This is a genomic window from Streptomyces sp. NPDC059679 (assembly GCF_042734105.1).
GTDB lineage: Bacteria > Actinomycetota > Actinomycetes > Streptomycetales > Streptomycetaceae > Streptomyces.
Genome location: NZ_JBHWES010000002.1, coordinates 332,654 through 357,198, shown reverse-complemented (window position 1 = coordinate 357,198; position 24,545 = coordinate 332,654). Strand labels below are relative to the sequence as shown.

Here is a 24,545-nt window from a genome sequence, read left to right as displayed (position 1 = left end):
ACTACGGTCCGGGCCGCCGCGCCCGGATCCCCGACAGGATCATGAAGCCAATCCCGGCTGGGACCTACGCGTCCGGCGGCCGCGCCGGCGGCTTCGGCCCCGGCGGTGCCCGGCGGAGTCGGGGGCCTTCTGTTCGGTCGCCGGTGCGTCGATGGTGACGGGAATGCCGGAGGGTGCTTGCGCGCCGGTGATACGGGTCAGCTCGGTGTCGTTGGAGTGCACCCGGGCGGTGTGCGGAGTGATGCCCGCGTCCGTCATCAGACCGGCCATCGCACGGCGCTGGTCGGGCAGGACGAGGGTGACGACGGTGCCGGAGCCACCCGCGCGGGCGGTGCGGCCGCCGCGGTGCAGGTAATCCTTGTGGTCGGCCGGCGGGTCGACGTTGACGACGAGATCGAGGTCGTCGACGTGGATGCCCCGGGCGGCGACGTTCGTGGCGACCAGGACGCTGACATGACCGGTCTTGAAGTAGTCCAGAGTCCGGGTGCGCTGCGGCTGGGACTTGCCGCCGTGCAGCGCCGCCGCCCGCACGCCACTGGCCAGCAGATGCTTCGTCAGCCGGTCGACCGCGCGCTTGGTGTCCAGGAACATGATGACGCGGCCGTCGCGGGCCGCGACCCGGGTGACGACGGTGCGCTTGTCGGTGTCCGCGATGTGCAGCACATGGTGCTCCATCGTGGTGACGGCGCCCGCGGAGGCGTCGACCGAGTGCACGGCCGGGTCGTCGAGGAACCGGCGCACCAGCTGGCCGACCGCATGGTCGAGGGTCGCCGAGAAAAGCATGCGCTGACCGTCGGCCGGAACCTGCCGCAGCAGCCGGGTCACCTGGGGGAGAAAGCCCATGTCGGCCATCTGGTCGGCCTCGTCGAGAACCGTGACGCGCACCCGGTCCAATCGGCAGTCGCCGCGTTCGATCAGATCGTGGAGCCGTCCCGGAGTGGCTATGACCACCTCGGCGCCGTCGCGCAGCGCGCCCGCCTGGCGGCCGATCGACATCCCGCCGACCACGGTGGCCGCGCGCAGCCGCAGCGGCCTGGCGTACGGGGCGAGCGCGTCGGTGACCTGCTGGGCCAGCTCCCGGGTGGGCACCAGGACCAGGGCGAGGGGGCGGCGGGGCTCGGCGCGCTGCTCGGCGGTACGGGCCAGCAGGGCCAGGCCGAAGGCCAGGGTCTTGCCGGAGCCGGTCCGTCCACGACCCAGGACATCGCGCCCGGCGAGCGCGTTGGGAAGCGCGGCCGCCTGGATCGGAAACGGTACGGTCACGCCCTGGCGCGCCAGCTCCGCGGTGATCCCCGCCGGCAGGCCCAGCTCGGCGAAGGAGCCGACGGCGGGCAGGAGCGGAGTGGTGCTCGGCGGCAGGGAGAACTCGTTCCCGTCGGCGGGGACGGGGCCGCGGGCGGGGGCCGCGGCGGCGGACGGGCGGCGATTGCGCGAGCGCGGTGAGGCGCTGCGGGACGATGAGGCGCTGCGGGACGAGCGGGCAGGGCGGTTCATACGGGGCCTTCCTCGTACGGCGTACGGCGCGTTTCGAGGAGGACTCCTCAACGGGGAAGTTCCCGGAGGTGAGAATTCGCAGAACGTGCCGGAGATCGGGTGAATGACGGGGCCATGTGGGGCCATGTACCGAGGCGTCGATCGGCCCTCGGCCGTGGGTGAAGGCCGCCGTCCTCGAGACCGGCCGCGATGGGGCCGGTGCGGCAGGTTCTCTGTGCAGTCTGTCTGCGTGGGGCGGGTGCGGCCAAGCGCGAGCCGGGGCCCGCACCCTTACGGGCGCGGGCCCCGGCTCATCACTGTGTACTGCGTCAGGCAGGCACGATGTTCTCGGCCTGCGGGCCCTTCTGGCCCTGCGTGACGTCGAACGAGACCTTCTGGCCCTCGTGGAGCTCACGGAAGCCCTGGGCGGCGATGTTCGAGTAGTGGGCGAAGACGTCGGCGCCGCCGCCGTCCTGCTCGATGAAGCCGAAGCCCTTTTCCGCGTTGAACCACTTCACGGTGCCAGTCGCCATGTCATTCTCCTTCGATAGGGGCAGAACTGGAATCCGAACCTTACGGATTCCGTGTCGCCGCAATGACCCCATCCGGAATGACCGGAAAAACAAAATGCGCCTGACCGCTACATCTGTCAGGCGCACATAAAGTTCATGGGTACCAAAACTGCAACTGCCTAACACGCTAGCACGTGCGGCGACGGAACGGGGGGAGCCACGCCACCCGGTTGTGAGCTTCCCGCCGGGCATCCGGTGTGGGACCCTGGCCCCACCGGCTCCCTTCCTCCCTCCTCTCCCTGCTGAGGTCCTATGCGCTGCGTCATCGCCAACTACGCCTTCGATCTGACCGCGAACGAGGTGAAGGAAGCGATGAGCGGTGTCAAGCCCGAACCGATCACCGGTCCCTCGGTCCGGATCGGCCGTCGCACCTACCCGGCCATGCAGGTCGGAGCGGTGGTCACCCGCCAGGACCGCCGCGACTTCACCGCGGGCGAGGTGGTCCGCGCCATGAAGCGCCTCGGTTTCACCTGCGAGCTGGCACCCGCTCCCGCCCCCGAAGCCGCCCCCATCGACTCCGTCGCGGCCGCGGCGGCGGCCCTGGGGAGCCCCACGGACAGCTGACCGGCGCGAGGGACCCGCCGGGGGCGGCGTACCTCGTGGCTGCGGCATATGAGCAGCCGCGACATAGACGTGGCGTCCAAAAAGGACGGCCGTGGCCCTCGGAAACGTACATGTGCCGGGATGCCCGTCCTGCCTACCCTCGAAGCCATGACCACAGACCGCCGCCCCCTCGGCCCCGTCGACTCGTCCCGCATCCCCCGCTACGCGGGCCCCGCCACCTTCGCCCGGCTGCCGCGCGTCGACGAGGTCGGCGGCGCGGCGGACGTCGCCGTGGTCGGCGTGCCCTTCGACAGCGGGGTCTCCTACCGTCCCGGCGCCCGCTTCGGCGGCAACGCCATCCGCGAGGCGTCCCGGCTGCTGCGCCCCTACAACCCGGCCCAGGACGCGTCCCCCTTCGCCCTCGCCCAGGTCGCCGACGCCGGGGACATCGCCGCGAACCCCTTCAGCATCAACGAGGCCGTCGAGACCATCCAGGCCGCCGCGGACGATCTGCTCACCACCGGCGCCCGCCTGATGACCCTCGGCGGCGACCACACCATCGCCCTCCCTCTGCTGCGCGCCGTCGCCCGTAAGCACGGCCCGGTCGCCCTGCTCCACTTCGACGCCCACCTCGACACCTGGGACACCTACTTCGGGGCCGAGTACACCCACGGCACGCCCTTCCGGCGGGCCGTCGAGGAAGGCATCCTCGACACCTCCGCCCTCTCGCACGTCGGAACGCGCGGTCCGCTCTACGGAAAGCAGGACCTGGACGACGACGCGAAGATGGGCTTCGGCATCGTCACCTCCGCCGACGTCATGCGGCGCGGCGTGGACGAGGTCGCCCAGCAACTGCGCGAGCGCATCGGCGACCGTCCCCTCTACGTCTCCATCGACATCGACGTCCTCGACCCCGCCCACGCCCCCGGCACCGGCACCCCCGAGGCGGGCGGCCTCACCTCCCGCGAGCTCCTGGAGATCCTGCGCGGCCTGTCCTCCTGCCACCTGGTCTCCGCCGACGTCGTCGAGGTCGCCCCGGCGTACGACCACGCGGAGATCACGTCCGTGGCCGCCTCCCACACGGCGTACGAGCTCACGACGATCATGGCCCGCCAGATCGCGGCGGGAGCCTCCGGCGGCGCGTGATGCCTGCGGCGCCTGTGCTTCTTGCGGAAGCCAAGAGATCTACCAGGTGGAGATCTACGTCACAGGTTCCGGGCGACGGCCTGACCCGGCACTCTGTAACCGGATCGGTGCAGTCCGTAAGAATTTCGTATTGTCTGATGCACATTCGGACTCTCGCGAACGCTAGAGGTAACAGAGGGCGCAATACGGCGCACTCGCGGGGCGGGGACGGGGCAGCCTCGTACGACCGACAGAAGGACAGCGAAAGTCCGTGAATCTTCAACTCATAGGGGATCTCGCCACCGCCGCGCTCGTCATGCGCGTCTTCGGCAGCGACGTCCTGGCCCTGCTGCGCCGCGCCGCCGCGGCCGGGGTCCGCGTGGGCATCTCGGAACTGCACCAGGGGCACAGGGAGGGGAAGCGGTGACCCGGGACCACCTCCGCCTGCGCGGTGTGACCTCGATGACCGGACTGCCCGACGAACTCCCCCCGGACTTCCGCGCCTTCCACCAGCTCCACCGCGGCGCCTATGTCCACCGGGCCGAGGTCTACCTCGGCAATCGCGCCGACGCCGAGGAAGCCGTCGACGAGGCGTTCGAACAGCTCGCCCGTTCCTGGACCCGCGTCCTGGCCATGGAGAACCCTGCCGCCTACGCCTGGAAGGTGATGAAGCACCGCGCCATCGACGTGGCCCGTGCCCGGAACCGCGGCCCCTGCCTCGTGGACAACGCGACCTTCGAAACCGCAGCCCTGCGCGACGCGATCGACCCCATCGCGATGCTCGAGGAGAGCCTGAACCTCTATCAGGCGATCAAGAAGCTCCCGGAACGTCAGCAGGATGTGGTCATCCTGCTCCACTGCCGCGGCTACACCGTCGCCCAGACCGCCACCCACCTCGGCATCACCGAGGCCGGCGTACGTTCCACCGCGCGCTACGCCCGCCGCCGCCTTCAGCAACTCCTCGAGACCACCGAAGGAAACAATGCCGATGACCTCGCTCATTGACCACGTCCTGGCGCGGGCCCTGCTCAACCCCACCCCTCCCCCCGACGTCGCCGCCGCCGAGGCCCGCCTCGCCGCCCGCCTCGCCGACGGCTCCCCGGACCGCCCGCCGTCGGCCGACGGCCGGGATGCCGTCGCCGGTCACGCGCCGGATACGGACGAGCGGATGGCCCGGGATCTGCGGACCCTGTGCGAGGCGATCATCGGGCGTGACGGCGCTCTGGCGCAGCTACAGGAAGTCATCACCCACCGCATCCTCGAGCCGCCCGGCGCACGAGCTCTGGGCTGCGTCCTGCAACTCGCCGGCCACGAAGACAGTGCGCAGTTCTGGTGGCAGTTCGCCAGCGGAGCCGGCGACCCCGCCGCCGCCTACTGCCTCTACCTCCACCACATGGCCCTCGGGGAGGAGGCCCAGGCCCACTGGTGGCTGGCCTGGTGGCACGAACAGGCGGGCGGCGTCGTCCCGCCCGTGACCGACTCGGAGGAGGAGTCGGCCACCACCGACCACGAGATGGCCATCGCCCTGCGCATCCTGCGCGGGCTCAAAAAGGGGCGTGCCGCGCCCGCCGCCACCACCGCGGTCATCAACTACGTATCCCAGGCCGTGGACTTCATCGACGACCTCGACCTGCCACTGCCCGAACCGGACTTCGCCGACCGCATCGAAGACCTCACCGCCACCCGGGCCGTGACCTCCAGCACGGCCCCGTCCGACAGAGCCCTCCTCCCCGAGCGCCGGCCCGGCCACGGCCCCCGGATCGATCAGCCCCTGGGAGCGGTGAAGGCGACCAGCGGCACCTGACACCTGCGGGAGCGGGCCGCCGGGTGACGGGTTCTGCTCGTCGATCCGCGCAGCGGCAGCCGGACGACTTACTGAGGGGCCTCATTGATGCGTGCTACCTTAGTTATTGCTGAGGTACCTCAGCAATTTGGCAAGGTGTGCCGGCGTATGAGGCGGAGGAGAGTCGAATGGACACCCGACCCGTCATGGTCATCACCGGTGCCACCAATGGCCTGGGCAGACTGGTCGCCCTGAACCTGGGCCGCCGCGGCGTCGCCCTCGGGGTCATCGCCCGGAGCGAGGAGAAGGCGGCGGCACTGCGCCAGGAGATCGAGGCCGCGGCGCCGGGCACCCCCGTAGACGTCTTCCTGGCCGACTTGTCGTCACTGCGCGATGTGCGCCGCGTCGGGGCGGAGGTCGGCGCCCGCTACCCGCGGATCGACGTTCTGATCAACAACGCCGGCCTGCACGCCTTCTCCCAGCGGATCACGGATGAGGGCTTCAGTGAGATGACCGCGGTCAACTACCTCGCGCCCTGGGTCCTCACCGCGACCCTGCGGGACCGGCTCCTGGCCTCGGCACCCGCGCGGATCGTCACCGTTGCCTCCGAGGCCGCCCGCCACTCCGGCGGCATCGACCCGGCCCGGGACCTGACCCTCGTCGACGCCTACAACCGGCGGGAATCCTCGCGGCTCTACGGCCGGACGAAACTGATGGACATCATGTTCAGCCAGGAACTCGGCCGGCGGCTCGCGGGCACCGGAATCACGGCCAACTGCTGCGACCCCGGCTTCAACACCAGCGGACTCGGCCGTGAGCTGCCGCTGTCCGGTGTGCTGGAGAGGACCTTCCGCCTGTTGCGGGTGGGAGACCCCCGGCGCGGCGCCGGCATCATCGAGCGGCTCGCCATCGATCCCCGGTTCGCCGAGGTCACCAGCGGCTACTTCTCCGTCAAGGATGCCAAACCCCTCCCGTGCCCGGAGCCTGGCCGCAGCGAAGCGATCCAGCGGGACCTCTGGGAGAGGACTGCCACGCTGCTCCAGGACATCCTCGCCACCGCGGCATGAACGACTCCGCCCGAGAGGCCGTCACCCGTGGTGGCGCTTTACGCAGTGTGAGGAACGCCCTGGGCGGTCGTCCTCGGTGGTCGAGCCGGACCGGCCGCCGTCCGGGCCGCGGAGTCGATCAGATCGCAGAGCTGGATCATGCTGGCGCGCTGCTCATGGCCGAGGCTGCCGAAGACCTCCTGAAGCACCTGCTCTCCCGCTTGAGTGGCGGTGACCAGTACGGCGCTCCCGGCCCGGGTGAGGGAGACCAGCTTGGCGCGGCGGTCGGTCGCGTCCGTCGCGCGCTCGATGAGCCCGTCCCGTTCCAGCCCGTCGACGGTCTCGGTGACCGTACGCGCGGCGAAGCCGAGGTGTTCCGCCAGCGACGACTGACGCGTCGGACCCAGCTCCCGCAGTATCCGCAGAAGCTTGGTCCGTGCCAGCGACAGCCCCGCCGCGGCCATCCGGTCGTCGACCACCCGCCGCACCCGGTGCGAGAGCGCCAGAAAGCGCAATCCCAGCTCTTCGGCCGTCACGGCGTTGTCGTCCATGCTCGCATCCTTGTCCGCCGCAGCGTCTGTTGAGGTACCTCACGGTCAGAATAGGGTGGGCGCCCGGCAACGTACGAGCGGGCCGCTCCGCGCTGGGGTGGGTCAGCGGAGCCCGCCGGAGGCGAAGATGCCCTACGTCGTCTTCAGGACGGGCGCGTCGGACAGTGAGAACCACACGCTCTTGCCGGTGGGCTGGATTCCACCGTGCCACACCGTCCCCCAGGCGTCGGCGCACGCCTGGACCAGCAGCAGGCCACGCCCGTTCTCGGCGTCGGCTTCCGCCTCGGGGGTGCGGGGTTCGGGTGGCCAGGGTGCGCCATTGGGGTCGTCGTCCCGTACGGATACGTGGAGTTGAGGGCCCCGGAGCGTCGCTTCGAGGGAGAGCAGCGGCACCTTGGTGTGGAGGTGGACGTTCGCGACCACCTCGGTGACCAGGAGGCGCGCGGTCTCGACGAGGGCGGGGTGGCCGGTGGCCAGCAGCAGGCCCGCGATCATCTCGCGGGCGACCTTGGCGGTTTCGGGGATGTTGGGGGCGCGGAGTCGATAGCGGTGGGCCGGTTCCGTTGCGTGGATGGGTAGTTGGGTTGGCAGGTCGGCCATGGTGATCCCTTCCGGCGCCGCGCGATGTGCTGTCTCGGTAGCGGTACGATCACAGAAGGTAGGTGGCAGGGGAGCCCCGTAGCAAGGTTGCTGAGTAGATGTCACTCCTGTGGGTGGTCGTGTGGTATCGCTGCGCACGAGGCCCGGAGGACCGGAAGGATCGGTGAACGTACGCGATGCCCGCCAGGGACAACCCCACGGCTCGACAAGCGCGCTTGGGTGCCGAACTGCGTAAACTCCGCGAGCGTGCTGGTAAGACGGCACGCGAGACCGCTGGGCTGCTCGGCACCGACCAGGGCAAGATCAGCCACATCGAGTCCGGGCGGATCGGCGTCAGCGAGGAGCGCATTCGTCGGCTCGCGACCTTCTACTCGTGCGGGGACGATGTGCTGATCGAGGCATTGTGTGTCATCGCGCGTGAGCACCGTGGTCAGCACTGGTGGGATGAGTACCGGGGCATCCTTGCGCCCGGGTTCCTGGACGTCGCGGAGCTGGAGCACCACGCCACCTATATGCGCTCGGTGCAGAGCGTCTCGCTGCCGGGAATCTTCCAGACGGAGGACTATGCGCGAGCCCTGTTCAGCGGAAACATCCCCAGGCTCCCGCACGACGAGATCGAGGCACGCGTTGAGCATCGCATGCGACGGCAGGTGATTTTCGACCGAGAGACCCCTCCGCCGAACGTCGCGATCATTCACGAGGCGGCATTGCGGATGCGCTTCGGCGGCCGCAAGGTGGTACGGGCGCAACTGGAACGGCTCCTGGAGGTCGCGGAGTGGCCCACGGTGACGCTGCGCGTGGTCCCCTTCACCAACGAGGACTTCATCGAAGTCACGACGCCGGTGCTCTACGCGGGCGGCGCTGTCCCGCAGTTGGACACGGTTCAGGTGGACACACCGTTCGGCGGGCGGTATCTACACGCTGAGGTTGACTTGCAGAGCTACCGGGAACTGCTCGACATCGCCGAGGGCGGTTCGCTCGGCGTCGAGGACTCCCGGCAGCTCATCCGTCATATCGCACGGGAACTATGAGAAGGCAGGCATGAGCGAATCGTTGAAGTGGCAGAAGTCGTCCTACTCCGGGGCCGGAGGCGAGAACTGCGTAGAGCTGGCGCGGCGCGCCGACACCACCCTCATACGTGAGAGCGACGACCCCCGCGTCGTCGTCTCCACTACCCCCATGCGCCTCGCCGCGTTCATAGCCGGGGTGAAGGCCGGGGACTTCGACCGCCTCACCTCCTGAACCATCCCGCCCCGAAAACCGGTTGGCGCCCCGCCACCCCCACGGCAAACTTGCCGCCCGTCGGCGCCGTGACACGAGGAGGAACCGCGGGATGAGGAAGAACCGGCTCGGCCGCAGCACTGTAGAGGTCACGGAGCTGGGCTTCGGGGGTGGGCCGCTGGGTGGGTTGTTCCAGGCGTTGGACGACGAGACCGCCGCGGGGGCGCTGGCCGTGGGGTGGGATCTTGGCATCCGGTACTTCGACACCTCGCCGCACTACGGCATCGGACACTCCGAGCGCCGGATGGGCGACCTCCTCCGCACCAAGCCGCGCGACGAGTTCACGCTGTCGACGAAGGTCGGCAGGCTGCTCGTCCCGCAGGACCCGGCGGGCCGTATGGACGACGCGTTCCAGGTGCCCGCGACGCACCGCCGGGTGTGGGACTTCTCGCGCGACGGTGTACGCCGCAGCGTCGAGGACTCCCTCACCCGCATGGGCGTCGACCGCATCGACATGCTGTTTCTCCACGACGCGGAGAAACACTTCGAGGACGCGCTGCGCACCGGCTACCCCGCCCTCGACGAGCTGCGCGCCGAGGGCGTCGTAGGAGCCATCGGGGCGGGGATGTACCACACCGGCATGCTCACCAAGCTGGTCCAAGAGGCGGACGTGGACGCGGTGATGCTGTCCGGCTACTACACGCTCCTGCAGCACGACGCCCTGGACGACCTGCTGCCCGCGTGCGCCGAGCGCGGCGTCTCCGTACTCGCGGCGTCGATCTTCAACTCGGGTCTGCTCGCCACCCCGCGCCCCGCCGAAGGCGCGCACTTCGAGTACGCGCCCGCCTCGCAGGAACTGCTCCGCCGAACGCACCGCATCGCGGATGTCTGCGAGGCGCACGGCGTGACGTTGCCGCAGGTGGCGATGGCGTTTCCGCTGCGGCATCCGATCGTCGTGGGGATCGTGGTGGGGATGCGTACCGCCGAGGAGGCGCGGAGCAATCTGGAGTCGTTCGGGGCCGAGATCCCGGACGGGGTGTGGGCCGATCTGCGGGGCGAGGGGCTGCTCGACGAGCGGGCGCCGGTGGCTGCGTAAGGCATGTGCACAGCGAGGTCCGAATGCCGCCAGCATGCGCCTACGGAGGTGATCATGCTGGCGGCATGACTGATTCAGCGACGAATGCCTCGACAGGTTCCTCGACGACAGACTCGATGGCCATCCTCACCGGCATGTACGCGGCCGAGGCGGAGTACCTGGCGGCCGGAGGCCCGGGTGAGGCGCCGTTCGACATGCTCGCGCCCTTCTTCGCGCCCGATGTCGTACTGCACCAGGCCGATGCCCTGCCCTACGGCGGCACCTGGCGTGGGCATGCGGGCATGGAGAGGTTCTTCGTGGAGATGAGCCGGACTTGGGACGTGTTCGACATGGTGGAGCAGGAGTTCCTGGGCACCGGTGAGACCGCGGTGGTGTTCACCCGGGTCCGTGCTCGCGCCCGTGCCAGCGGCCGGGAACTCGCCTTTCCCATACTTCAGACGGTCGCGTTCAAGGACGGGCGGATCGCCGAGGTCCACCCCTTCTACTGGGACACCGCTGCCATCGCGGCTGCCTGCGCGATGCCGACGGAGACCTGACGAGCCGGGCGGGTCTGACGGGACGGGCGTCTGGGACGATGTGCCCGTGCATGCTGATGACCAGGTCGACGAGGGTGTCTCCGCCGAGCTCGCGGCCTTTCTCCGGAGCGCCGTCGACGACCGCCCGGCGAGGATTGTCCCCTGCGTGTGTGCCGGGTGCGAAAGCCGTGCGTTCATCGCGGACAGCGAGCCGTACTGGCGGGAGGAGTACTGGGAGGACCAGGAGCCGGGTCCGGCCGAGTGTCCGTGTGTGGGGGCGAGCGGTTCGAGGCGGCGGTCGCCTTCTCGCTCGGCGGCGACGGGGCGGTCCGCTGGGTGACGGTGGGGTTGCGGTGCGTCGATGACGGTGTGTCAGGGATCTACATCGACTGGAAGATCGGCTACGGGCCGACGGACCATCTGCTGCGCATGGCCTAGCCTCCCCGTTCGCTTCGCCTGCGCCTGTGCGCCGTCTCGCGGCATTCGGCTCGGGCGGGTGCGGGTTTCGTCTTGGACCCGGAGGGTCCGAGACCGCGCTGCGAAGCGCAGCGGAGCGTATCTGCACCCGCGAAGCGCCGCGCAGTGCAGCGAGCCGCACCCACATGCAACGCGCGGCGCAGAACCTGATGCCGCGGCGAGGCCAGGTCACACCTCAACCACTGGAGCCATCCGCAGAGTTGCCCTTCGGTGCCCTCCAGAAGAACGCCAGGAAACCCCGGGATGACATGTTCGCCCCAGGCAACGGAAGTGCCTTTTCCGGCACAACCCCGGCCCCCGGAGCCGTGTCTACCGCTTTGCCGACGCCTTCCCGTTGCGCGTCGGCCTGACCACCATCAAGCACCGCGAAGGGTCACTTCTGGCATGCGTAAGCACGGAATCATCGCCGGCACCTCCACGCTCGCCCTCGCCCTCGGGGGAGCCTTATTCGCGGCCCCTGCCGCCCAGGCGGCCACCACGGTGGCCTCCGTCGTCCACGAGGACAGCGAGCTCTGGTACAAGGGCGCTGCCGCACAGACGAACAACCTCAAGGTCTCCGTGGAGATCGAACAGCGCAGCGAGTGGGAGTCGTACTACGTCATCACCTTCCGCGATCGGGGTGACATCACCATCGATCCGACCGCGGCGGAATACGACGAATGCGTGTACCCCTCGGCCGCCGACCACACCGTCGTCCGGTGCGCGACCGAAGTCCCCCTGGGCTCCGACGACTCGGACAACTACGACGTCAACCTCGGTGACGGCAACGACACCGCCACCGTCGACGCCGACAGCAGCGCCTACTCCTCGATCTACGGTGGTCCCGGCGACGACGTTCTCAAGGGCTCCGCGCGGGACGTGTTCCACGGCGGCGACGGCGACGACCGCCTCGACGGCGGCGGCGGGGTCTGGGGCATGGGGCCCTACGGCGACGCCGGTGACGACACCATCACCAACTGCTCGATGGACTGCTACGGCGGTCCCGGCAACGACTCCATGAGCGGAGGCGTCGCCGACACCGAGAACAACATGTACGGCGAGGACGGGAACGACGTGATCCACGGCCTGTCCGACGCCGACCACATCTACGGTGGCCGGGGCAACGACACCCTCTACGGCGAGGAGGGTGACGACACGATCTACGGCAACAGCGGAAACGACACCATCCACGGCGGCAAGGGCACGGACACGCTCTCGGGCGGACCGGGGACCAACAAGGTCTACCAGGACTGAGCGGCCCGCTCGCGAGAGCAGCCCGCTCGCGAAGGGCACCGACTGGCGTAGGGCCGCCGTGCCGGGCACGGCGGCCTCCCCAGTGGCAACGCGGTGGTCCCGGCCCCAGTCCCGGTGGCCCCGTCGCTAGGCCCAGGCCGGTGTCCAGGTCCCGGTCCCGGTCGCGGTCTTCGGGGAGTGGTCGAACCGCCCGGAGCACAGATGGTCGCGGAGCTCGGCCAGGGTCGGGTGCGGGTTGTCGCGGTGCCACAGCAGTGAGTGCGGGTAGACCGGTGTCGGGGCGCGCAGGGGGATGCGCCGCAGGCCGTGGTCGGCGGGCCAGACGAGGTGTGTCCGCTCGCCGACGAAGGTCGCCAGTGACCGGGAGTCGGCGATGGTGTCCAGCAGGGGCCCGGTGCCGAAGTCGGGGCTGGTGATCTCGATGGTGAGCCCGAACGCGGCGGCGAGGGCGTCGTAGTAGGCGCCCCATTCGGTTCCGGGGACGAGGCCGGGCATCCAGATCCGGTGTCCGACGAGTTCGGCGGGCGTGACCGCGCGGGCGGCGGCGAGTTCGTGGGCCGGTCCGGTGAGCAGTTGGACGGGCTCGTCGTAGACCCGGACAACCCCGATCTGAAGGGGATCGTCGAAGGTACGGGCGCCCCTGATGCCGTCGGGGAGCTGCCGGCCGGGCATGGTGACGGCGCGGAAGGACGCGTCGATCGTGCCGGACCGGATGGCGTCGATGGCCGCGTCGGCGTCGAAGAGGGTCACGACGTCGAGCTCGACCTCGGGGTGCGCGCGATGGAAGTCGCCCAGCAGGGCGGCCGGGGCGAGCCGTCGGCCGATCACGTCGACGCGCAGCGCGCGACGGCCGGGGCGTACGGCGGCGATCGCCCGTTCCTCGGCTCGTAGGAGGTCGCGGGCGTGGGGCAGGAACGCCTGTCCGTCGATGCTGAGCTTCGCTCCCCGCGGGGTGCGGGTGAACAGCCGTACGCCGAGGGTCTTCTCCAGCGTGGCGACGCGCTTGGAGACGGCCTGCTGGGTGATCGACAGTTCGGCGGCGGCGTCCTGGAACCGTCCCGCGTCCGCGGCGGCCACGAAGGTGCGCACAGCATCGAGATCCACGCCAACCCACGCTACCCGCACAACGATTGGTTGTGCCCACCTGGCCGATCGGTTGTTTGCTCTCGCCGTCTGCCACTCGCTTGGATGCCGGTGGTCAGCGTGTCGTGGTTCGGATCGGTGAGAGGTGCGTGGGGGCATGCCGGGTAGGCGGGCGCTGGGGCGGCGGTTCGGGTGGTTGTGGGCGGCTTATGCCGTCAGCGCGTACGGCACCGGGCTCGGCTTCGGCGCGTTTCCCCTGATCGCGATCCTCGTGCTGGACTCCGGGCCGACCCAGGTGGCGGTGCTCTCCGCCGCGGGTCTGGTGGTGGGGGCCATGGTCGCGGTGCCCCTCGGTCCGTGGGTGGAGTTCCGCCGCAAGCGGCCGGTCATGGTGGCGATGGACCTGACCCGGTTCGCGGCGCTGATGAGCGTCCCCGCCGCGTACGCGCTCGGCCGGCTCAGCTACGCCCAACTTCTCGTTGTCTCCGTCGTCGTCGCCGCGGCCAACATCGCCTTCAGGGCGGCCAGCGGCGCGTATCTCAAGGCACTTGTGCCGCCGGAGGACCTGCTCGTCGCGAACGGCCGGTTCGAGGCCACGACATGGACCGCGACCGTGGTCGGACCGCCGCTCGGCGGGGTCGCGATCGGGATGTTCGGCCCGGTGACGACCGTGGTCGCCGACGCGGTCAGCTTTCTGCTCTCGGCACTGGGCATCCGCGCCATCGGCGGCAGCGAGCCGCGCCCCGAGCGGATCGCGCGGGCCGGCGCACCGAGCCCTGAGCGGACCAGCACACCGCGGCTGCGATCCGGCGATCTGCTCGAAGGCTGGCGCCACATCCTGGGGCATCGGGTGCTGCGCCCGCTGTTCTTCAACACGATCCTGGTCAACGGCCTGATCATGGCGACGCAGCCGCTGCTCGCCGTACTCCTGCTGGACCGCCTCGGGTTCGCGCCCTGGCAGTACGGTCTCGCGTTCGCGGCCCCTTGTGTCGGCGGCCTCGTCGGCTCACGGCTGGCACCCCGGCTCGTGGCGCGGTTCGGGCAGCACAGGGTGTTGCTCACCGCCGGGGTGCTGCGTGTGTGCTGGTCCATCGGGTTGGTGTTCGTGCAACCCGGTGTCCCCGGGATCGTGCTCATCATCGCCGTCCAGCTCGGCCTGGTGACCTGCTGCGGCGTGTTCAACCCGGTGCTGTCCACCTACCGGCTCGACCACACCGACCCCGGCCGGGTCGCCCGCACCCTGACCGCCTGGTCGGTCAGCAGCAGCGCCACCACCGCGGCCCTGACCGCTGTATGGGGTCTGCTCGCCGCCATCACCGGCCCCCGCCCGGCGATCGCCATCGCCGGGCTGCTCATGCTGGCGACCCCGCTCCTGCTCCCGCGGCGCGACCACACCCCACCGCCACCACACGACGCCGTCGACGGCATCGACCAGGCTCCGTCTGAAGGAATCGCCTCTGATCCCAGCGACGCGGAGCGCCGCCACAACTCGTCCCCCATGGGCGCGGACTTCCGTCAGCGGTAAGCCGCGGGCGGAAGCCTGCATCGAGAAGATTCCCCGAACCGCCTCACGCGGCTCAACTATCCTGCTGCAGTGCGTATATGGAGATACTGCAGGCGATTGAGGTGAATATCGGGCATACCCGATACACCTACCGGCTGCGTGTGTCTGCCACGGCAAGGGCCGCACTGGAGGCGGAGTGGGGCCGGTGCCGCTGGATCTGGAACGAGTGCGTGGCCAAGTCCAAGGCTGTCCACTCGCACAACCAGGCTCACCCCGAAGCCAAGCTGACCTGCGGTCCGGCTCAACTGGACCGGATGCTGACCGAGGCCGGGGCCTTGTCCCGTGGCTGGCGTCGGGTTCGTCGGTGCCGCAGCAGCAGATCATCCGGGACTTCGGCAGGTCCCGGACCAAAGCACTGAAGGACATCAAGGGGCGCCTGCCGATGTGGCAGCGCGCCGGAATGCCAAGCTTCAAGAAGAAGCACGAGGCCGACCCGACGCTGAACTACACCCGGCGCGGCTTCCGGCTCAAGGACGGCCGTCTGTACCTGGCGGGCGGCATCGAATTGAGGGTGGTGTGGTCCCGGACGCTGCCCGCCGAGCCGTCCTCGGTAAGGATCTACCGGGACAGCCTCGGCCACTGGTACGCCTCGTTCGTTGCGCCCGCCCCGGCCGAGCCGCTGCCCGCCGCAGGCCGGGTACTCGGCATCGACTGGGGTGTGAAGGAGACCGCCACTACCACCTCCGACGATCACGACCTGCCGCATCCGGAGCACGGGCGGAAGGCCCGGGCGAAGGTCTCCCGCTACGACCGGATGATGGCCCGCCGCAAACCCAAGAAGGGGCAGGCCGCCTCGCGCGGCTATCGGGAAGCGAAGCGGCTGCGCGCCAAGGCGCACAAGAAGGTGGCCCGGCAGCGCCAGGACACTGGGCGCAAGTGGGCCAAGACGGTGGTCCGGGACCATGACGCAGTTGCGGTGGAGGACTTCCGCCCGAAGTTCCTGGCCAAGTCGACTATGGCGAGGAAGGCCGCGGACGCCGCCATTGGCGCCACCAAACAGGCATTGGTGGAGATGGCCCGTAAGCACGGGCGCATCGTCTACCTGGTTCATCCTGCGTACACCACGATGGACTGCGGACAGTGCGGAGCGAGAGCCAAGCACGCCCTGCCGCTGGGTGAACGCACCTATACCTGCACCGCCTGCGGAGCCGTCTCGCCCCGGGACAAGAACTCCGCGCGCGTGATGCTCGTCAGGGCCGGTCTGGACCCTGCTGGTGTCGAGGGCGCAAGTCCGTCCGGAACGCGGTTCCGGACGGCGGCCTGAGCCAGGAATCCCCTTCGTTCGCGAAGGGGAGCATTCAATGTCTCCCCTGCCTGATCGTTCGTTCACGTGGTCTGCCGGGCCGATCCCCGATGGACACACGATCGCCGCACGCGCAGGTCACCGCCCATCCGGCTGGCCACCACGTTGCGGTGGGGGTAGCCCCCCCACCGCAACACCGGACCGGGCCGGCCGGGGAAGTTGGGGCAGTCAGGTCAGCCGGGCCCGCGGCGACCCGCCCGCCTCGGTGCGGCCAGCAGCACCAGGCCCAGGGCCAGGATCACCAGCCCGCACCAGGACACCATTGGCAGGCGCTCGCCCACGACCGTGACGCCCAGCACCGCCGCCACCGCGGATTCGGCCAGGCTGAGGGTGGTGGCCACCGACGCCGGGGTGTGGCGCAGGCCGTGGCCGAAGAGGCGGTAGGCGAGGAAGACGGGGAACACGCCGAGGTGGAGGACCACCGCGGCGCCGCGGACGGTGGCGAGCCACGCCGTACCGGTGGCGAGCAGGACGGGCAGCGCCAGCAGCCCCGCCGCGCCGAACATCGCGCCCATGACCGCGGCGGACGGGTGCCCCCGGCCGATGAGGCGCCCGCCGATGAGCGAGTACGTGGCGTACGAGAGCCCGGCGAGCGCGGCGAGGCCGATTCCGGTGGCGTCCATGTGCGCCGGGTCCCCGGTGAGCTGGGGGCCGAGGGTCAGGACGGCGCACCCGGCCACCGCGGCCAGGGTGGCGACGGCCCAGCGCTTGGTCGGCCCGGCCTGGCCCGTGGCCCAGGCCAGCAGGCCGGTGAAGACGGGCGCGCTGCCCAGCGCGATCACGGCGGCCACGGCCACGCCCGTACGTGCCACGGCCGGGTAGAAGCTGAGCGGATTTCCGGCCACGGCGAGCGCGCCGAGGGCGAGGAGCCGCCGCTCCGCGCCGGTGGACGCGGTGAAGAGCGTCCACCGGCCGCGGGTGGTGAGGAACAGCAGCAGCCCGCCCAGGGCCAGGCTCGCGGCGCCGATGGCGAGCGCGGAGGTGCCCGCGGGGGCCATGGAAGCGGCGGTTCCGGTGGTGCCCCAGAGCACCGCCGCCGCGAGGATGGGCAGCGGCCCGTCGATGAGGCGGTTGGGGCGGGTGCCCGGGGACGTAGGGGGCGGCGCGGGGCGTGACGCGGGTGAAGGCGCGGGTGAAGGCGCGGATGAAGGGGACACGCCGGATGAAGCAGGGGTGTGCTGAGCCACAGTCGTGAACTCCGTTGTCGAAACCGTCAAGAGGCTGGATTTCGAGAACGGGCGCACGACGGCGGCCCCGGGCAGCCCGCGCGATCAGCGCGTGGCGGCGGCCGGGAGCGGCAGGGGGATCAAGCTTTCAGCGCGTGCGCCCGATCAGGCGCACGGCGGCGGTGTTACGGCGTGCCAGTAGGTGTCCACGCGGGGATCCTAGCCGAGGGGAGTCGGGGCTTGTACGCCAGGAAGCGTGCGCCAGGAAGCGCGCGCCAGGAGCCCGACGGAACGGCGGGTCACAGCGCCGTCAGTACGTGCGGGCCGTCCTCCGTGATGGCCACCGTGTGCTCGCTGTGCGCCGCGCGGCTGCCGTCCGGGGTGCGCAGCGTCCAGCCGTCGGCGTCGGTCGTGTACGCGTCGAGGCCGCCCGCCATGAACATCGGCTCGATGGCCAGCACCAGCCCGTGCCGGAGCGGGTAGCCGCGGCCGGGGCGGCCCTCGTTGGGCACCGGCGGGTCCTCGTGCATCCGGCGGCCGATGCCGTGGCCGCCGAAGTCCTCGGGGATGCCGTACCCCGCGGCGCGGCCGACCGTGCCGATGGCGTGTGCGATGTCCCCCATGCGGGCCCCGACCACGGCCGCCTCGATGCCCGCCGCCAGGGCCTGCTGGGTGGCCTCGATCAGGCGCTGGTCGGCGGGGCGCGGGGTGCCGACGATGAAGCTGACGGCGGCGTCGCCGGCCCAGCCGTCGACGATCGCGCCGCAGTCGATGCTGACCAGGTCGCCGTCGCGCAGCCGGTAGCCGTTGGGGATGCCGTGGACGATCGCGTCGTTCACGGAGGCGCAGATCACGGCCGGGAAGGGGGTGGGCGCGAAGTGCGGCCGGTAGCCGAGGAAGGGCGACTCGGCCCCCGCCTCCGCGAGCACCGCGCGCGCCACCTCGTCCAGCTCGCGCAGCGACACGCCGACCGCCGCGGCCTCCTGCGTGGCGGCGAGCGCGGCGGCGACGACGCGCCCCGCCTCGCGCATGGCGTCCAGCGACGCGTCGGTCTTGATCTCCACCATGGTGGCCTCCTGATGATGCGGCGAGGTACCTCGACCCAATTCTTATACCGGTATTAGTATCACGGTCATGGTGCGCACTCCTCTCACCCCGCTGGAACGCGAACGCGGCCGGTACCTCGGCCTCCTCCTCCGCCAGGCCCGCGGCGAACGCAGCATGGCCGAGGTCGCTGCCGAGGCCGGGATCTCCGCCGAGACCCTCCGCAAGATCGAGACCGGCCGGGCCCCGACCCCCGCCTTCTTCACCGTCGCCGCCCTGGCCGGCGTCCTCGGACTGCCCCTGGGCGAGCTGGCCGGACGGTGCGCGGAGGTCACGCTCGCAGAGGAGGTCGCACCGGAGGCGGCGGGTGCGGCGGCCTAGTACGGCGCTCAACTCGGGCTCCAGGTGGGCGAATTAGCGTCCGGAGCCGCGTCGGCAAACTCAGCCGCGCGGTTCAGGCCGCTTTCCACCGAAGAGGAACGCCCATGCGCCGCCATCTCCGTATCGCACTCGCCACCGCCACCGCCGCCCTCGCGCTCTGCGGCTCCCTGGGCGTCGCGGGTGGCAGTGCGACCGCCCGCGCCCAGGACGACGACCACAAGTGCTCGGACAACGTGGATGTCGATGCCTTCTCCGACGACCTCGACGCGACCCTCTTCCGGAAGAGGTACGTCGGAAATCTCTCCGGCCTCGCTGTTGACGCCGACGGCTCCATCGCCGCGCTCTCCGACCGGTCCCTGCTGTTCCGCCTGGACATGGAGCCCGATCTGAAGCCGGGCGCGGTGACCGATCTCCGGGACGAGCAGGGATATCCCTCACTCGACTCCGAGGCCGTGGTGATCGACAGCGACAGGACCCGCCTGATCACCTCCGAGATCGAGCCGTCCATCCGGCTCTACGACGAGTCCGGCAAGAATCCCGTCAAGCTGGACATGCCCAAGAGGCTGCTGGTGAAGCCCGCCGGGCGGGCCCCCGACAGGAATCTGACCCTCGAAGGGCTGACCCTCCAGCCCGGGGGCCAGACCCTCATCGCCTCCATGGAGGGGCCGCTGGAAGGGGACGGCAAGGACACCGCGGGGCATACGCTGGTGCGGCTGCAGAGCTGGCATCGGGAGCAGGGCCAGGCCGCGAAGGACTTCAAGATCAGCAAGCAGTACGGCTACGCGGTCGACAAGAATCCCGACAACGCGAACAAGGATCTCGGCATCTCCGAGATCGCCGCGACCCCCGACGGCCGTCTCCTCGTCCTCGAACGCGGCCATTCTCCGAGCGGCAACACCGTCCGCCTCTACCTCGCCGATCTGAGCCAGGCGAGCGACGTCACCGACGTCGAGAACCTGCCCGGGGCGGCCCACCTCGTGAGGAAGACCCTGCTCGCCGATCTCGTCACATGCCCCGACCTCGGCGCACCCGCCAAGCAGCCCCAGCACAACAAGCTGCTCGACAACATCGAGGGCATGACCATCATCGACCACCCCTCCGATGACGAGCTGACCCTTCTGCTCGTCAGCGACGACAACGCGAACGTGAACCAGATCACCCGCCTGTACGCGCTGACGGTCCGGCTGCCGAGCAGCGGCGCCTGAAGGGCGGAATCCACAGGTCACGGCGGGGGCCAGGGGCCGAGCCCCTGGCCCCGTTTTGTTGCGGCAGGATGAAATCCGCACACCAGAGCGTTGGTGCCTTCCGGTAGCAAAGGCAGACCGGGAGGTCACGGGTGGCGGACGCGACGGCGGACGAGGCAGGTATACGTCAGGGCGATGGGCGTCAGGCCGAGACACGGCAGGACGGCTGGGCGCGGCGGCTGATCCGCTACTGCTGGCGGTACCGCCGTGACGTGCTGCTGGCCCTCGGCGCCTCGCTCGGCGGGATGGCCGTGACGGCGCTGGTGCCGCTCGTCACAAAGCTGATCATCGACGATGTGATCGTCAAGCACGACCGCTCGCTCGCCCCGTGGGCCACCCTGCTGGTCGTCGCCGCGGTCGTCGTCTACGGCCTCACCTTCATCAGGCGCTACTACGGCGGCCGGCTCGCGCTGGACGTACAGCACGATCTGCGCACCGAGATGTTCGCGGCGATCTCCCGGTTCGACGGCAGGCGGCAGGACGAGCTGAGCACCGGGCAGGTCGTCGGCCGCGCCACCAGCGACCTCCAGCTCATCCAGGGGCTGCTGTTCATGGTGCCGATGATGATCGGCAACGTTCTGCTCTTTGTGATCTCGCTGATCGTGATGGCGGCGCTCTCACCGCTGCTCACCGTCATCGCCCTCGCCCTCGCCCCCGCCCTGTGGATCCTCGCCTCGCGCAGCCGCACCCGCCTGTTCCCCGCCACCTGGTACGCGCAGGGGGAGGCGGCGGCCGTCGCCGGGGTCGTGGACGGGGCGGTCACCGGAGTGCGCGTGGTCAAGGGCTTCGGGCAGGAGGAGCAGGAGACCGGGAAACTGCGCGAGGTCAGCCGCCGGCTGTTCGCCGCCCGGCTGCGGACCGTGCGCCTGAACTCCCGCTACACCCCCGCCCTCCAGGCCGTACCCGCCCTCGGCCAGGTCGCCATGCTGGCGCTGGGCGGCTGGATGGCCACCCGCGGCCAGGTCACGCTCGGCACCTTCGTCGCCTTCTCCACCTACCTCGCGCAGCTGGTCGGGCCGGTCCGGATGCTCACGATGGTGCTCACGGTCGGACAGCAGGCGCGGGCCGGTGTGGAGCGGGTCTTCGAGCTGATCGACACCGAGCCCGCCATCGAGGAGCGCGCCGACGCCCGGGAGCTGCCGGCCGACGCGCCCGCGACCGTCGAGTTCGACCATGTCACCTTCGGCTACGACCCCGACCGCCCCGTCCTCGACGATCTGTCCCTGCGGATCGAGCCCGGCGAGACGGTCGCGGTCGTCGGCGCTTCCGGCAGCGGCAAGTCGACGCTCTCGCTGCTGCTGCCCCGCTTCTACGACGTGTCGGCGGGTGAGGTGCGGATCGGCGGCCACGATGTGCGCGAGCTGACGTACGAGTCGCTGCGCGCCGCGATCGGGCTGGTGCCGGAGGACAGCTTCCTGTTCTCCGACACGGTGCGGGCCAACATCGCGTACGGGGCGCCGGACGCCACCGACGAGCAGATCCGCGCGGCGGCCCGCGCCGCCCAGGCCGACGGTTTCATCTCCGCGCTTCCGGACGGCTACGACACCGAGGTCGGCGAGCAGGGCCTGACCCTCTCCGGCGGCCAGCGCCAGCGTGTCGCCCTGGCCCGCGCCATCCTCACCGACCCGCGGCTGCTCGTCCTGGACGACGCCACCTCGGCGGTGGACGCGCGCGTCGAGCACGAGATCCACGAGGCGCTGCGCGGCGTCATGGCGGGGCGTACGACCCTGCTCATCGCCCACCGCCTGTCCACCCTCGCCCTCGCCGACCGCATCGCCGTACTCGACCGCGGCCGACTCGCCGACGTCGGCACCCACGAGGAGCTGAGCGAGCGCAGCGCCCTGTACCGGCGGCTGCTGACCGACCCGGACGAGCTGAGCGGAATCACCCGCGACCCGGCGGGCAGTGTGGCGGGTGGCGACGGCGCGGGCCGCTCCGCGGCGGATGCGGTGGGCGGCGCCGCGGTCGGTCCCACCGTCGCGGCGGCCGTCGCGGGGCCGCTCGCGGCTGGACGTGTGTGGGCCCCGTCGCTCGGCGAGGGCGCGCCCGGCGGCGCGGGCGCCCCGGCCGCGGACGGAACCGGTCGGGTGGACGGGAACGGCCGGGTGGACGGGGACGCGCTCGCCGGGGCCTTCGGCGGGGAGGCTTCGGCCGCCGGGCTCGCCGTGCCGGGGCTGGACGGCGCGCCCGACGCGCCGGATATCGACCGCTCGGCTGACACGCCGCACCCGGACGGCGCGCCCGACGCATCGCCCCGCGACGGCCACCGGCCGGCCACGGCCGACAGCTGGGCCGCCGGAGCGGACCGCGCTGTGGCCCGCGCGGTCATCAGCAGCAGCCTGGCGCGGAGGGACGGCGGGCCCGGCGCGGAGCACAGCTCCGCGGCCGAGCCGGAGCGACCGCATCCGGCGCCCGCCGTCGCCCGCGCCGCCGCGGAGCACGGCGCCGCGGACGGCGACACGCCCGACGGGGAGGCCCGGCCGCACGACGCGAAGCCTCCGCGCGTCGTCGACGGCGTGACCCCCGAGCTGTGGGTGCGGCGCGACACGACGGACGGCAACGGCGCGGACCGCGACCGGGTCAGCGGCGGAGCCCCCGCCGCCCCCGGCCCCGGCATGGCCGGGGCGCTCGCCGGGATGCCCGCCACCCCCGATCTGCTGGCCAAGGTCGCGGCCCTGCCACCCGCCACCGACACCCCCGACGTCGACGAGAAACGGGCCGCGCGCCCCGAGCGGGCGTACGGGCTGCGGCAGCTGCTGCGCGGGTTCGGGGCGCCGCTCGCGGTCAGCCTGGCGCTGGTGACGGTCGACGCGCTGGCCGGGCTGCTGCTGCCGGTGCTCATCCGGCACGGCATCGACCAGGGCGTCCAGCGGATGGCGCTGGGCGCGGTGTGGGCCGCCTCCGCGCTGGCGCTCGTGATCGTCCTCGCGCAGTGGGCGGCGCAGATCGGCGAGACGCGGATGACCGGGCGGACCGGTGAGCGCGTGCTGTACGCGCTGCGCGTGAAGATCTTCGCTCAGCTGCAGCGGCTCGGGCTCGACTACTACGAGCGCGAGCTGACCGGCAAGATCATGACCCGGATGACCACGGACGTGGACGCGCTGTCGACCTTCCTGCAGACCGGTCTGGTCACCGCCGTCGTCAGCGTGCTGACCTTCTTCGGCATCCTGGTCGCGCTGCTGATCATCGATGTCCAGCTGGCGCTGGTGGTCTTCGCCTCGCTCCCACTGCTGATCATCGGGACGTTCTTCTTCCGGCGGCAGAGCGTCAAGGCGTACGAGCTGGCGCGTGAGCGGGTCAGCGTGGTCAACGCCGATCTGCAGGAGAGCGTGGCCGGGCTGCGTATCGTGCAGGCGTTCCGGCGCGAGCGGGCGGGCCGGGAGCGGTTCGCGGGGCGCAGCGACTCGTACCGCCAGGCGCGGGTGCGCGGCCAGTGGCTGATCTCGGTGTACTTCCCCTTCGTCCAGCTGCTGTCCTCCGTCGCGGCCGCGCTGGTGCTGATCGTCGGCGCCGGGCGGGTCGGCGAGAACACGCTGACGGCGGGCGCGCTGGTCGCCTACCTCCTCTACATCGACCTGTTCTTCGCCCCCGTCCAGCAGCTCTCCCAGGTCTTCGACGGCTACCAGCAGGCGACCGTCTCGCTGCGCCGCATCCAGGAGCTGCTGCGCGAGCCGACGAAGACCCCGCTCGCCGAGGCGCCGCGCGAGGTGCGGGCGCTGCGCGGGGAGGTGGCCTTCGACGGGGTGCGCTTCGGGTACGGGGGACACGGTGTGGACGGCGCGAATGGCGCGGATGAGGCGCTGGCGGGCGTCGACCTGACGATCCCCGCCGGGCAGACCGTCGCCTTCGTCGGCGAGACGGGCGCGGGCAAGTCCACGCTCGTCAAGCTGGTCGCGCGGTTCTACGACCCCTCCTCGGGGGTCGTGCGGGTGGACGGCACCGATCTGCGCGAGCTCGACCTCACCGCGTACCGCAACCGCCTGGGCGTGGTGCCGCAGGAGCCGTATCTGTTCCCCGGGACGGTGCGCGACGCCATCGCGTACGGGCGCCCGGACGCGAGCGACGCCGAGGTGGAGGCGGCGGCCCGGGCGGTCGGCGCCCACGCCATGGTGGCCTCCCTCGACGGCGGCTATCTGCACGAGGTCACCGAACGCGGACGCAATCTGTCCGCCGGGCAGCGGCAGCTCATCGCGCTGGCCCGCGCCGAACTGGTCGGCCCGGACATCCTGCTGCTCGACGAGGCCACGGCCGCGCTCGACCTGGCCACCGAGGCCCTGGTGAACCAGGCCACGGACCGCCTGGCGGGCAGGCGCACCACGCTGGTCGTCGCGCACCGGCTGACGACCGCGGCCCGTGCGGACCGGGTGGTGGTCCTGGACCACGGGCGGGTCGTCGAGGACGGTACGCATGAGGAGTTGGTGGCCCGCGAGGGGCGGTACGCCGAGCTGTGGCGCACCTTCACGGGGCACGCCTACACGGGGGAGACGGCGCCGACGGCCGTCGGCTGACGGCGGGCGGGCGCCGG

At 71.1% G+C, this 24,545-nt stretch carries 23 protein-coding genes and 1 pseudogene; 17 read left to right on the top strand and 7 right to left on the bottom strand.

Annotated features, from left to right (window positions below; all coding sequences use genetic code 11):
- Nucleotides 1-39 precede the first annotated feature (39 nt).
- On the bottom strand, nt 40-1,494 hold the full coding sequence (locus ACFV2X_RS04125; protein ID WP_385611123.1) for a DEAD/DEAH box helicase: 1,455 nt from the start codon (nt 1,492-1,494) through the stop codon (nt 40-42).
- 308 nt (nt 1,495-1,802) lie between these two features.
- The gene (locus tag ACFV2X_RS04120) at nt 1,803-2,006 is read right to left on the bottom strand and encodes a cold-shock protein (protein ID WP_014179498.1); all 204 of its coding nucleotides are present in this window, start codon (nt 2,004-2,006) and stop codon (nt 1,803-1,805) included.
- Between the two features lie 291 nt (nt 2,007-2,297).
- On the opposite strand from ACFV2X_RS04120, the gene ACFV2X_RS04115 reads away from it, so the two are divergent.
- The 6 genes from ACFV2X_RS04115 to ACFV2X_RS04090 all read left to right on the top strand — a co-directional run bounded on the left by ACFV2X_RS04115 (nt 2,298) and on the right by ACFV2X_RS04090 (nt 6,563).
- Nucleotides 2,298-2,609 (top strand): SCO5918 family protein, encoded by a 312-nt coding sequence (locus ACFV2X_RS04115; protein ID WP_385611120.1) that lies wholly within the window; start codon nt 2,298-2,300, stop codon nt 2,607-2,609.
- Nucleotides 2,610-2,756: 147 nt separating this feature from the next.
- The gene (gene speB / locus ACFV2X_RS04110; RefSeq protein WP_385611117.1) at nt 2,757-3,734 is read left to right on the top strand and encodes an agmatinase; all 978 of its coding nucleotides are present in this window, start codon (nt 2,757-2,759) and stop codon (nt 3,732-3,734) included.
- A gap of 250 nt (nt 3,735-3,984) precedes the next feature.
- Nucleotides 3,985-4,140: a hypothetical protein gene (locus ACFV2X_RS04105; RefSeq protein ID WP_179285093.1), complete on the top strand. Its 156-nt coding sequence runs from the start codon at nt 3,985-3,987 to the stop codon at nt 4,138-4,140.
- A gap of 35 nt (nt 4,141-4,175) precedes the next feature.
- A complete protein-coding gene (locus ACFV2X_RS04100) occupies nt 4,176-4,718 on the top strand; it encodes a sigma-70 family RNA polymerase sigma factor (RefSeq protein WP_385611484.1) in 543 nt (180 codons plus the stop codon).
- The gene (locus ACFV2X_RS04095) at nt 4,702-5,517 is read left to right on the top strand and encodes a hypothetical protein (RefSeq protein WP_385611114.1); all 816 of its coding nucleotides are present in this window, start codon (nt 4,702-4,704) and stop codon (nt 5,515-5,517) included. The genes ACFV2X_RS04100 and ACFV2X_RS04095 overlap by 17 nt, the downstream gene beginning before the upstream one ends.
- Nucleotides 5,518-5,684: 167 nt before the next feature.
- A complete protein-coding gene (locus tag ACFV2X_RS04090; RefSeq protein ID WP_385611112.1) occupies nt 5,685-6,563 on the top strand; it encodes an SDR family NAD(P)-dependent oxidoreductase in 879 nt (292 codons plus the stop codon).
- Between the two features lie 38 nt (nt 6,564-6,601).
- Here ACFV2X_RS04090 and ACFV2X_RS04085 read toward each other — a convergent pair whose 3' ends face one another.
- Entirely contained in the window at nt 6,602-7,093 is a 492-nt protein-coding gene (locus ACFV2X_RS04085; protein ID WP_385611109.1) for a MarR family winged helix-turn-helix transcriptional regulator, read from the bottom strand.
- Nucleotides 7,094-7,225: 132 nt separating this feature from the next.
- The gene (locus ACFV2X_RS04080) at nt 7,226-7,693 is read right to left on the bottom strand and encodes an ATP-binding protein (RefSeq protein ID WP_385611107.1); all 468 of its coding nucleotides are present in this window, start codon (nt 7,691-7,693) and stop codon (nt 7,226-7,228) included.
- Nucleotides 7,694-7,869: 176 nt separating this feature from the next.
- On the opposite strand from ACFV2X_RS04080, the gene ACFV2X_RS04075 reads away from it, so the two are divergent.
- The 6 genes from ACFV2X_RS04075 (at nt 7,870) to ACFV2X_RS04050 (ending at nt 12,235) form a co-directional block, all read left to right on the top strand.
- Nucleotides 7,870-8,724 carry a helix-turn-helix domain-containing protein gene (locus ACFV2X_RS04075; RefSeq protein ID WP_385611105.1) on the top strand — a complete coding sequence of 285 codons (855 nt, stop codon included), beginning with the start codon at nt 7,870-7,872 and terminating at the stop codon, nt 8,722-8,724.
- A 10-nt stretch (nt 8,725-8,734) separates the two neighbouring features.
- A complete protein-coding gene (locus ACFV2X_RS04070) occupies nt 8,735-8,935 on the top strand; it encodes a DUF397 domain-containing protein (protein ID WP_385611103.1) in 201 nt (66 codons plus the stop codon).
- A 91-nt stretch (nt 8,936-9,026) separates the two neighbouring features.
- On the top strand, nt 9,027-10,010 hold the full coding sequence (locus ACFV2X_RS04065; protein WP_385611101.1) for an aldo/keto reductase: 984 nt from the start codon (nt 9,027-9,029) through the stop codon (nt 10,008-10,010).
- A 65-nt stretch (nt 10,011-10,075) separates the two neighbouring features.
- Entirely contained in the window at nt 10,076-10,546 is a 471-nt protein-coding gene (locus ACFV2X_RS04060; RefSeq protein ID WP_385611099.1) for a nuclear transport factor 2 family protein, read from the top strand.
- 240 nt (nt 10,547-10,786) lie between these two features.
- Complete coding sequence (locus ACFV2X_RS04055; protein ID WP_385611097.1) at nt 10,787-10,963, top strand: hypothetical protein; 177 nt, start codon at nt 10,787-10,789, stop codon at nt 10,961-10,963.
- A 423-nt stretch (nt 10,964-11,386) separates the two neighbouring features.
- A complete protein-coding gene (locus ACFV2X_RS04050) occupies nt 11,387-12,235 on the top strand; it encodes a calcium-binding protein (RefSeq protein WP_385611094.1) in 849 nt (282 codons plus the stop codon).
- Nucleotides 12,236-12,361: 126 nt separating this feature from the next.
- Here ACFV2X_RS04050 and ACFV2X_RS04045 read toward each other — a convergent pair whose 3' ends face one another.
- Nucleotides 12,362-13,339 (bottom strand): LysR family transcriptional regulator, encoded by a 978-nt coding sequence (locus ACFV2X_RS04045; RefSeq protein ID WP_385611092.1) that lies wholly within the window; start codon nt 13,337-13,339, stop codon nt 12,362-12,364.
- A gap of 136 nt (nt 13,340-13,475) precedes the next feature.
- Here ACFV2X_RS04045 and ACFV2X_RS04040 point away from each other — a divergent pair, with 136 nt between their 5' ends.
- Entirely contained in the window at nt 13,476-14,843 is a 1,368-nt protein-coding gene (locus tag ACFV2X_RS04040; protein WP_385611090.1) for an MFS transporter, read from the top strand.
- Between the two features lie 77 nt (nt 14,844-14,920).
- Nucleotides 14,921-16,146 (top strand): annotated as a pseudogene (locus ACFV2X_RS04035) (RNA-guided endonuclease InsQ/TnpB family protein).
- 212 nt (nt 16,147-16,358) lie between these two features.
- Here ACFV2X_RS04035 and ACFV2X_RS04030 read toward each other — a convergent pair.
- Both ACFV2X_RS04030 and map read right to left on the bottom strand, forming a co-directional pair.
- Complete coding sequence (locus tag ACFV2X_RS04030) at nt 16,359-17,342, bottom strand: DMT family transporter (RefSeq protein WP_385611088.1); 984 nt, start codon at nt 17,340-17,342, stop codon at nt 16,359-16,361.
- A gap of 308 nt (nt 17,343-17,650) precedes the next feature.
- Entirely contained in the window at nt 17,651-18,418 is a 768-nt protein-coding gene (gene map, locus ACFV2X_RS04025; protein WP_385611086.1) for a type I methionyl aminopeptidase, read from the bottom strand.
- A 67-nt stretch (nt 18,419-18,485) separates the two neighbouring features.
- Between map and ACFV2X_RS04020 the strand changes: the two genes are divergently transcribed.
- The 3 genes from ACFV2X_RS04020 (at nt 18,486) to ACFV2X_RS04010 (ending at nt 24,528) form a co-directional block, all read left to right on the top strand.
- Entirely contained in the window at nt 18,486-18,776 is a 291-nt protein-coding gene (locus tag ACFV2X_RS04020; RefSeq protein ID WP_385611083.1) for a helix-turn-helix domain-containing protein, read from the top strand.
- Nucleotides 18,777-18,880: 104 nt separating this feature from the next.
- Entirely contained in the window at nt 18,881-19,981 is a 1,101-nt protein-coding gene (locus ACFV2X_RS04015; protein ID WP_385611081.1) for an esterase-like activity of phytase family protein, read from the top strand.
- A gap of 161 nt (nt 19,982-20,142) precedes the next feature.
- Nucleotides 20,143-24,528, top strand: coding sequence for an ABC transporter ATP-binding protein (locus ACFV2X_RS04010; RefSeq protein ID WP_385611482.1), 4,386 nt, complete (start codon nt 20,143-20,145; stop codon nt 24,526-24,528).
- Nucleotides 24,529-24,545 lie beyond the last annotated feature (17 nt).